Origin of the sequence: Streptomyces sp. ISL-11 (assembly GCF_018614525.1) — a bacterium.
Classification (GTDB): domain Bacteria; phylum Actinomycetota; class Actinomycetes; order Streptomycetales; family Streptomycetaceae; genus Streptomyces.
Map to the genome: position 1 here is coordinate 38,337 of NZ_JAGGOL010000003.1, position 8,882 is coordinate 47,218.

At 70.9% G+C, this 8,882-nt stretch carries 8 protein-coding genes and 1 pseudogene; 6 read left to right on the plus strand and 3 right to left on the minus strand.

Translation table 11 applies throughout. From position 1 onward, the window contains the following. Positions 1-24: 24 nt before the first annotated feature. The 5 genes from J7E86_RS00545 to xerC all read left to right on the plus strand — a co-directional run bounded on the left by J7E86_RS00545 (position 25) and on the right by xerC (position 4,306). On the plus strand, positions 25-948 hold the full coding sequence (locus J7E86_RS00545) for a bifunctional DNA primase/polymerase (protein ID WP_215078553.1): 924 nt from the start codon (positions 25-27) through the stop codon (positions 946-948). Next, complete coding sequence (locus tag J7E86_RS00550) at positions 945-1,310, plus strand: hypothetical protein (RefSeq protein ID WP_251018475.1); 366 nt, start codon at positions 945-947, stop codon at positions 1,308-1,310. The genes J7E86_RS00545 and J7E86_RS00550 overlap by 4 nt, the downstream gene beginning before the upstream one ends. Continuing rightward, complete coding sequence (locus J7E86_RS00555; protein ID WP_215078555.1) at positions 1,307-2,560, plus strand: DUF3631 domain-containing protein; 1,254 nt, start codon at positions 1,307-1,309, stop codon at positions 2,558-2,560. Before J7E86_RS00550 ends, J7E86_RS00555 begins: the two co-directional genes overlap by 4 nt. Before the next feature lie 183 nt (positions 2,561-2,743). Further along, a complete protein-coding gene (locus J7E86_RS00560; protein ID WP_215078557.1) occupies positions 2,744-2,971 on the plus strand; it encodes an AlpA family transcriptional regulator in 228 nt (75 codons plus the stop codon). Between the two features lie 69 nt (positions 2,972-3,040). After that, the gene (xerC, locus tag J7E86_RS00565) at positions 3,041-4,306 is read left to right on the plus strand and encodes a tyrosine recombinase XerC (RefSeq protein WP_215078559.1); all 1,266 of its coding nucleotides are present in this window, start codon (positions 3,041-3,043) and stop codon (positions 4,304-4,306) included. Between the two features lie 74 nt (positions 4,307-4,380). On the opposite strand, the gene glnA is transcribed toward xerC, so the two are convergent. From glnA to J7E86_RS00580, 3 genes are all read right to left on the minus strand, one after another. After that, a complete protein-coding gene (gene glnA, locus J7E86_RS00570) occupies positions 4,381-5,742 on the minus strand; it encodes a type I glutamate--ammonia ligase (protein WP_215078561.1) in 1,362 nt (453 codons plus the stop codon). Positions 5,743-5,867: 125 nt separating this feature from the next. Further along, the gene (locus J7E86_RS00575; RefSeq protein WP_215078575.1) at positions 5,868-6,710 is read right to left on the minus strand and encodes an alpha/beta fold hydrolase; all 843 of its coding nucleotides are present in this window, start codon (positions 6,708-6,710) and stop codon (positions 5,868-5,870) included. A gap of 175 nt (positions 6,711-6,885) precedes the next feature. Beyond that, entirely contained in the window at positions 6,886-8,355 is a 1,470-nt protein-coding gene (locus J7E86_RS00580; protein ID WP_215078563.1) for an APC family permease, read from the minus strand. 142 nt (positions 8,356-8,497) lie between these two features. Between J7E86_RS00580 and J7E86_RS00585 the strand changes: the two are divergent. Beyond that, positions 8,498-8,882, plus strand: a pseudogene (locus tag J7E86_RS00585) (hypothetical protein); the annotation flags it as partial.

Below are 8,882 nucleotides of genomic sequence, written 5' to 3' on the forward strand. Positions count from 1 at the left end.
ACAGACCTGTTGGAGGCATCCAGCATGACGCATCGCACCACCACGCGGCGAGCACATCTGCTCTCTGCCGCTCTGGCTGCCGCAACGCGCGGCTGGCACGTCCACCCGCTGCGCCCCGGCGGCAAGGGCTCCGCCCTGCACGGCGAACACGCCTGCCCCCGCACCGGCGAGTGCGCCGGCGGACACCGTAAATGGGAGCAGCGCGCCACCACCGACCCTGACCGCATCCGCGCCGCCTGGATGGCCGGCCCGTTCAACATTGGTATCGCCACTGGCCCCTCCGGCCTGGTCGTCGTCGACCTGGACATCCCCAAGGAGAAGGTCGGGAAGGGTAGTTCGGACGCGCCTGACGGCGCGACGTCCTTTTCGGCGCTCTGCGAGCGCGCCGGACAGCCTTGGCCCGCCACCTACACGGTGCGGACGCCCAGCGGCGGCATGCACTTGTACTTCCGGACGCCGCACAGCCTCCACCTGCCCAGCACCACCAAGTCCGTGGCACCGAACATCGACACCCGGGCATGGGGCGGCAATATCGTCGCTGCGGGCAGCACCACCGCCGCGGGCGCGTACGAGGTGGTCGACGACGTCCCGGCGGTGGCCCTGCCCGGATGGCTGCTGCCGCGACTCCAGAGCGTGCCCAAACCCGCCACGGCGTCCGCCCCGCTGCTCATCCCGGGGCAGGCCACGCGTCGGGCTGAGGTGGCCCTGGAGCGCGAGACCGCACGGGTCAGGAACGCCCCGGAGGGTCAGCGGCATCACCTGCTGCTGACCCGCGCGATTGCGATCGGGCGGTTCATCATCTGGGGCGAGATCGCCCAGGACGTGGTCGAGGAGGCATTTGGGGTGGCGGGGGAGGCGGCCGGACTGCCCGCGGCCGAGTGCCGCGCCACGATTCACGACGCGCTGACCTACTCGGCACGCACCTGCCGCGGCCGGGAGACGACATGAACCCCGACCCACCCCGCCCGCAGCCCAAATGCCCGCCCGACACCGCCGACCGGCAGAACCGCGCCAACATGGCGCCACCGCCCGTTTCGCGGTGCGGCCGGGTGAAGGCCGCCCGTCAGGGCGTCCTTTCAGCCCTTCGCCCTGACCTGCACCCGGTCACCGTGACCGGCATCCGCCCCGGACTCCACGTCCGCGACATGCTGACGCGCAACCCCATCGCGGACTGGCTCTGCGCCTGCGGACACCACGAACGCGCCCACGGGAAGGCCAACGTCGCCGCGCTCGCCGCACGCGTTCACGTCGGCAACTGTCCCCACCACTCCACGGCCACCGCCGCCCCCGCGAGGAGGACCGCAGCGTGACCACACCCGACGCCTCCAGCACGCCCACGATCGACGGCGCCGCCGTGCTGGAAGACGTGAAAGCCTTCCACCGCCGCTTCAACGTCTTCCCCACCGAGGCCGCCTACGTCGCCGTCACGTTGTGGGACGCCCACGCCCACCTCATCGACGCCCTCGACGGCACCGCACGCCTGGCGTTCCTCTCCCCGGAACCGGGCTCGGGCAAGTCCCGGGCCCTGGAGATCGTCGAAACCCTCACCCCCCGCGCCGCGACCACCGTTAACGCGTCCCCCAACGCCCTGTTCCGGCTGGTAGAGGCAGCCGAGGGCCCTCCGACCCTCCTCTTCGACGAGATCGACACCGTGTTCGGCCCCAAAGCCGGGGACAACGAGCCGGTGCGGGGTTTCCTGAACTCCGGATACCGGCGCGGTGCCAAGTCACTGCGCTGTGTCGGCGACGGCTCCAACCAGACCGCGGCCTGGTTCTCTTCGTTCTGCGCGGTCGCCATGGCCGGGCTCGGCTCCCTGCCCGACACGATCCTCACCCGCTCGATCATCATCCGCATGCGCAAGCGCGCCCCCAACGAGACGGTCGAGCCCTACCGCCGGCGCATCCACGAAAGGGAGGGCAACGCGCTGCGCGACCGGCTCGCCGAATGGGCCGACACCGTTCGCGATGACGTCGCAGACGCCTGGCCGGTCATGCCCGAAGGGGTATCCGACCGCCCCGCCGACGTGTGGGAGCCCCTACTCGCCGTCGCGGACGCCGCTGGCGGGCACTGGCCCACGCGGGCCCGCGCCGCCTGCCTGGAGCTGGTCCACACGGCGCAGGACGACGCGGCAGCGTCCCTCGGGGTCCGGCTCCTGACCGATCTGCGGGACGCGGTGTTCCGCGGCGCCGACCGGATGCCCACCGCGACCATCCTGGAGCGGCTGATGAGCCTGGACGACGCCCCGTGGGGCGACCTGGACGACAAACCCATCAGCTCCCGCACCCTGGCGAAGTTGCTCGGCCAGTACGTCACCGCGGCGAACAAGCCGATCAAGCCGCGCGGGGTCCGGGTCGGCTCCGACACCCCGAAGGGCTACTACGCGGAGGACCTCGCCGACGCGTGGAAGCGGTACTGCCCCCCACCCCCCGGAAAGTTCGCAACAGCCGCAACGTGCGCCACACCGCAGGTCAACGGGGGTGAAACTGTGGCGGATCCGCTCCCCGACAGCCGCCACACGCCCCCGGAACCCGCCACGCGCCCGCTCAAGGTCGCCAGCTGACCAGCCCGGATTCACCGGTGCCGCCACGCGCCCGCGTGGCGGCACCGATCCGCCACACAACCGCCAGCCGCCACAGAACCAGGCCGCTGACCAGCGGTGTTGCGGTGTGGCGGATGTTGCGGACCTCGGAGAGGGAAAGGAAAACCACCGCCCCCGCCTCGGATGCCAAGGAGAGATCACCCCATGGCAACAACATCTGCCACGAACGCGCTGCGCGGAGGACTGCCGGACCGCTACCTAACCCCCGATGACATCGCCGAACTCCTCGACGTGCCCGTGGAAACCGTCTACCAGTGGCGCAAGAAGCGCACCGGTCCGCCCGGGTTTCGTGTCGGCAAGCACCTTCGCTACGACCCCACCGACGTCCACCACTGGATAGCCGAGCGCAAGGCCGCCGACACGGCCGCTTGATCCCACCTCGCCAACAGCAGGGGCACGCCCGTACGGGTGTGCCCCTGCCGCATTCTCGAAGGAGCGTCCTTGGCCGGCCACATCCAAGACCGCTGGTACAAGACCACAACCACCCCTGGCGGGGAGACCGCCCGAGTCAAGACCGACCGCCACGGCACCGGGATGCGCTACCGCGCCCGCTACGTCGGACCCGACGGCACCGAGAAGAGCAAATCCTTCCCCGACCGTCAGAAGCGTCTCGCTGAACAGTGGCTCACTCACATCGAGGCCGACATGTCGCGCGGGCAGTACATCGACCCGACCGCCGGCCGAGCCACCTTCCGCCAGTACGGTGAGAAGTGGCTGGCAGCGCAGACCACCGACATGACGACGCGCACCACGGTGGAGGTTCAACTCCGGCGCCACGCCTTCCCGTATCTCGGAACGCGCCCTCTCGGATCTTTCCAACCCGGGCATATCAGAGAGTGGATCAGCGAGCTGGAACGTGTGCTGCCAGCGGCGTCCTACCGTCGTGTCATCTTCGCGAGCGTGTCAGCGGTCCTGAGCGCTGCCGTGGACGACGGCCATCTTCCCAAGAACCCCTGCAAGGCCAATTCGGTGCGTGCACCGAGGTCGGCCGCGCCCCGCGTGCAACCTTGGTCGGTCGAGCGCACCTTCGCCGTGCAGGCGGCCCTCCCTGGGCGCTACCAAGCAATGGTCGACGTAGGCGGCGGGGTCGGGCTCCGTCAGGGAGAGATCTTCGGCCTTCCCGACGACCACGTGGACTACGAATCGGGCTGGCTGCATGTGTCTGTCCAAGTGAAGGTCGTGAACGGACACTTGGTGTTCGCCCCACCGAAGGGCAGGAAGGAGCGGGACGTGCCCCTGGCCGGGCGCGTGAGCCGCGCCCTCAGGCAGCACCGGATCGACTTCCCTCCCGTGGATGTCACGCTCCCGTGGTTACGCCCGGACGGCCCGCCTGTGACCAAACGGCTGTTCTTCTCCCTGCCAAGCGGCGGTGCGGTCCGGCGTACCGACTTCAACACCCGCGTGTGGAAGCCTGCCCTGGCGGCAGCCGGCGTCATACCGGAGCCTAAGGTCGGCGAGCGCTACGACTCGGCGCGCGAGCACGGGATGCACGCCCTGAGGCACTTCTACGCCTCGGTTCTGCTCGACGCCGGGGAAAACATCAAGGCCCTGAGCCACTACCTCGGGCACACGGATCCCGGCTTCACGCTCCGGACGTACACGCACCTGATGCCCAGCAGCGAGGGGCGCACCCGGAAGGCCGTGGACAGCGTGTACGAGGCCGCCGATTCCGCCCCGGACGGCCCACAGACGGCCCGGGGCGAGTGAGGCACCTCCGGGCCGACGGTTCATGACCGTCGGCCCGGAGTGCTGTCAGCTTGCGAGAACGCCCTGACCTGCCCTTACAGCACCGGCAGCATCTTCCGCAGCTCGAAGGCGGTGACCTCGGAGCGGTACTCCTCCCACTCCTGCTTCTTGTTGCGCAGGAAGAAGTCGAAGACGTGCTCGCCGAGCGTCTCGGCGACCAGTTCGCTGCGCTCCATCAGCTCGATCGCCTCGCCGAGGTTCTGCGGCAGCGGCTCGATGCCCATGGCGCGGCGCTCGGCGTCGGAGAGCGCCCAGACGTCGTCGTCGGCGCCGGCGGGGAGCTCGTAGCCCTCCTCGATGCCCTTGAGGCCGGCGGCCAGCAGGACCGCGTAGGTCAGGTAGGGGTTGGCGCCGGAGTCGATGGAGCGGACCTCGACGCGGGCCGAGCCGGTCTTGCCGGGCTTGTACATCGGCACGCGGATGAGCGCGGAGCGGTTGTTGTGGCCCCAGCAGATGTACGAGGGGGCCTCGCCGCCCGCGCCGGCGCTGCGGGCCGAGCCGCCCCAGATGCGCTTGTAGGAATTGACCCACTGGTTGGTGACGGCCGAGATCTCGGCGGCGTGCTTGAGCAGGCCCGCGATGAAGGACCGGCCGACCTTGGAGAGCTGGTACTCCGCGCCGGACTCGTAGAAGGCGTTGCGGTCGCCCTCGAAGAGGGAGAGGTGGGTGTGCATGCCGGAGCCCGGGAACTCCGAGAACGGCTTGGGCATGAACGTGGCCTGCACGCCCTGCTCCAGCGCCACCTGCTTCATCACCAGCCGGAACGTCATGATGTTGTCGGCGGTGGAGAGCGCGTCGGCGTAGCGCAGGTCGATCTCCTGCTGGCCGGGGGCGCCCTCGTGGTGGCTGAACTCCACCGAGATGCCCATGGATTCGAGCATGGTGATGGCCTGGCGGCGGAAGTCCATGCCCACGTTCTGCGGGGTGTGGTCGAAGTAGCCGGAGGAGTCGGCGGGAACCGGGCGGGTGCCGTCGACCGGCTTGTCCTTGAGCAGGAAGAACTCGATCTCGGGGTGGGTGTAGAAGGTGAACCCGAGGTCGGAGGTCTTGGCGAGGATGCGCTTGAGGACGTAGCGCGGGTCGGCGTAGGACGGCGAGCCGTCCGGCATGAGGATGTCGCAGAACATCCGGGCGGTGCCGGGGGCCTCGGCGCGCCAGGGCAGGATCTGGAAGGTGCCCGGATCCGGCTTGGCGATCATGTCGGATTCGTAGACCCGGGCGAAGCCCTCGATCGCGGAGCCGTCGAAGCCGATGCCCTCGTCGAACGCCTGCTCCAGCTCGGCCGGGGCGACGGCCACGGACTTCAGATAGCCGAGGACATCGGTGAACCACAGCCGTACGAACCGGATGTCGCGCTCTTCGAGCGTGCGGAGCACGAACTCCTGCTGCTTATCCATATCTACCTATCCTTGCAGGTCGGACGGCTCGTACAAGCGGTGTGGGCGGGCGGCCGGGCCTTGAGTATCGCGTTCTCCGGTTACCTCTGGGTTTCCCGGAGACGCCCCCTACTGATGCATCGTACTTATGCCCGGATCGGAGGCGTGGCCAGCACGGCGGCGGCGATCGACTGCGGACGGTCGTACATCAGCAGATGGCCGGCCGGCGCGACCGCCTCGAAACGCGCGTCGAGGCGGGCCGCGAGGCCGCGCTGGCGCGCCAGCCAGCGGCGCTCCAGCCCGGAGCCGGTGCCGGGTGACGCCGCGAGGACCGTCACCGGGACGGGTGGCATCGGATGGGCGTCGCGCAGGCCGTGCAGCTCGGCGGCGACGTCGCGGTAACGGGCGTTCTCCATGAGCAGTGCGCGCAGCACCCGGCCGGTGCCGTAGGTGCGGCGGACCAGTTCGGCGGGGGCGGGGTCCTGGCGGCTGACGGACGAGGCGCGGACGGTGAGCCGGCGCAGGGAGGGGCCCAGCGCGCGGGGCAGCCCGGCGGCCGAGAGGACCAGGCCGCGCGCGTGGGCGGCGGTGGTGCGCAGCTCGCGGGCCGGGGCCGGGCGGGGCTCCTCCTCCACGCTGCCGTCGACGAGGACGATGCCGGCGGTGCGGTCCGGGTACAGCCGGGCGAACGCCTCGGCGTGGAAGCCGGCCAGGGAGTGGCCGACGACCATGGCCGGCTCCCGCAGCCCCAGCGCGTCGAGGACGCCCGCTATCCGGGCGGCCTCGCCGGCCGCGGTGGGCGGCTCGACGGGCGGCGCGCTGAAGCCCAGTCCGGGGCGGTCGAAGCGGACGACCGTGCGGTGCGGGCTGAGCAGGGGCACCACCGGCTCCCAGTCGAACCAGCCCATGCCGAGCCCGGCGCTCAGCACACAGGCCGGGCCCGCGCCCTCGCGTACGACGTGCAGCGGCACCCCGCCGACCCGCAGCATGCGGCCGGGTGGCCGCCCCTCGTGGTCCCTGCCGTCCACACCGTCCCCCTCAGTGGCTCATGTCCCGTCTCCGGCGGCCCGCCGGTCGGCGGTGGCGGAGAGGCCCACCGGCCGGGACGGGACGTGACGACCGTACCGGCGTGCCCCGTCGGGGTGGGCCACGCCCCCTGGCGGCTCAGTCGCCGGCCGGGCCCGTGCGGTGTTCGGGGGCCACCCAGTGCGGCTTGCGGAACTTCAGGAACGCGAGCGGCGCGAGGAAGCCGAGGACCAGCAGCCCGCCGCCGACGGTCAGCAGATAGCGCCACAGCGGGCCGCCGCCGAACTGGTCCGGCGGGACGAAGCCGATGCACATGGCCGCGAGCGAGGACACCAGCCCGGTGCCCGCCACAAGGCGCAGCGCCGGGACGCGGAAGCCGCGCGGGTGGTCCGGCCGGGTGGCGCGCAGCCGGATGGCGGCGGCGAACATCAGCAGGTAGACCACGAGGTAGATCTGCGTGGTGATCACCGAGAAGATCCAGTAAGCGCTGGAGACATCGGGGATGAAGGCGTAGAGCAGGGCGATGAGGGTGGTCAGGACGCCCTGCGCGACCATGATGTTGCGCTGTACGCCGTGCTTGTTGAGCCGCTGGAGCACGGGCGGCAGATAGCCCTCCTGCCGGGCGACCATCAGCAGCCCCTTGGACGGGCCGGCCAGCCAGGCGAGCATGCCGCCGAGCGCGGCGACGACGAGCAGCACGCCGACGACCTTGGTCAGCCAGCCGACGTGGAAGTGGTCGAAGAAGCCCTGGAACGCCTGCATCACGCCGGCGGTCAGGCTCAGGTCCTCGCCCGGCATGACCCAGCTGATGGCCAGCGCCGGCAGGACGAAGATCAGCAGTACGAGCCCGGTGGCCGCGAAGACCGAGCGCGGGAACTGCTTGCCGGGGTCGCGCAGCGAGGAGACGTGGACGCCGTTCATCTCCATGCCCGCGTAGGACAGGAAGTTGTTGACGATCAGGACGAGGCTGGCGAGCCCGGTCCACGGCGGGAGCAGGTGGCCGCTGTCCATGGGGGCGGCGGAGGGGTTGCCCTGGCCGAGGAAGACCAGGCCCAGGACGACGAGGACGGCGCCGGGTATCAGGGTGCCGATGACCAGGCCCGCGCCGGCGAGTCCGGCCACCGCCTTGGTGCCGCGCGAGGAGATCAGTACGCCGGCCCAGTAGATGACGACGATGACAATGGCGACGTAGACGCCGTTGTCGGCGAGGCGGGGGTCGATGACGTATGCGAAGGTGCTCGCCACGTAGGCCAGGAGGCTCGGGTAGTACGCGATGGTCATCGCGAACTGGCACCAGACGGCCAGGAAGCCGAGGGGCTTGGAGAGGCCCTCGCTGACCCAGCGGTGGATGCCGCCGGTCCAGCCGGAGGCCAGCTCGGCGGAGACCAGGGCGGTCGGCAGCAGGAAGACGACGGCCGGCACGAGGTAGAGGAAGACGGCGGCGAGTCCGTAGAGCGCCATGGACGGGGAGGGGCGCAGGTTCGCGACGGAGGCGGTCGTCATCATCGCGAGGGTCACCCACGAGATGAACTGCCTGCGATCGGCGCCCGCGGCGGTCGCGTCCGTGGCGAGGGGACGGTCGTCCCTCACCTGTTCCGTGATGGTCATGGGAGGGGGAGCGTCCTTCGGGCCGGGCGTCAATCGTTTTCGCCCAATGATCCCACTTCCGGGGGCCTGGAGAAGGAATACCCCGTGGGGGTAGGGTGCGGGGAAGATCGAAGAATCAAGGGCTCGGGAGAGAGACGCGATGATGGACGGACAGCGGAAGGCCACCGCCTGGTGCGGGCGGCTGCTGCTGTTCGCGGCGCTGCTGCTGGGCATCGTCACCATGCACACGCTCGGCCACCCGACGACGGGCGGGCACGGCCCGGAGCGGGCCGGCGCGAGTGCGGCGACCGGGCACGGCATGGGCGGTGGTGCGGCGTCCTCGCACGAGGCGGCCGGGCCCCACACGGGCGGTGGCGCGGCGTCCTCGCACAAGGCGGCCGGGCACGACATGAGCCGTGGCCCGGCGCCCTCGCACGGTGCGGCCCCGCACACGGCCGCCGTCCCCGACGGAACCCCGCGGGCCGTCTCCCCCGCGCACGGCGGCATGGACCCGATGTCCGTCTGCCTCGCCGTCCTCGGCGCCGGCC

Excerpts from the sequence above, each read along its gene's own strand:
- J7E86_RS00545 (WP_215078553.1), top strand. The coding sequence starts at position 25 with ATGACGCATCGCACCACCACGCGGCGAGCACATCTGCTCTCTGCCGCT.
- J7E86_RS00550 (WP_251018475.1), top strand. The coding sequence starts at position 945 with ATGAACCCCGACCCACCCCGCCCGCAGCCCAAATGCCCGCCCGACACC.
- J7E86_RS00560 (WP_215078557.1), top strand. The coding sequence starts at position 2,744 with ATGGCAACAACATCTGCCACGAACGCGCTGCGCGGAGGACTGCCGGAC.
- glnA (WP_215078561.1), bottom strand. The coding sequence starts at position 5,742 with ATGGATAAGCAGCAGGAGTTCGTGCTCCGCACGCTCGAAGAGCGCGAC.
- J7E86_RS00575 (WP_215078575.1), bottom strand. The coding sequence starts at position 6,710 with ATGCTGCGGGTCGGCGGGGTGCCGCTGCACGTCGTACGCGAGGGCGCG.
- J7E86_RS00580 (WP_215078563.1), bottom strand. The coding sequence starts at position 8,355 with ATGACCATCACGGAACAGGTGAGGGACGACCGTCCCCTCGCCACGGAC.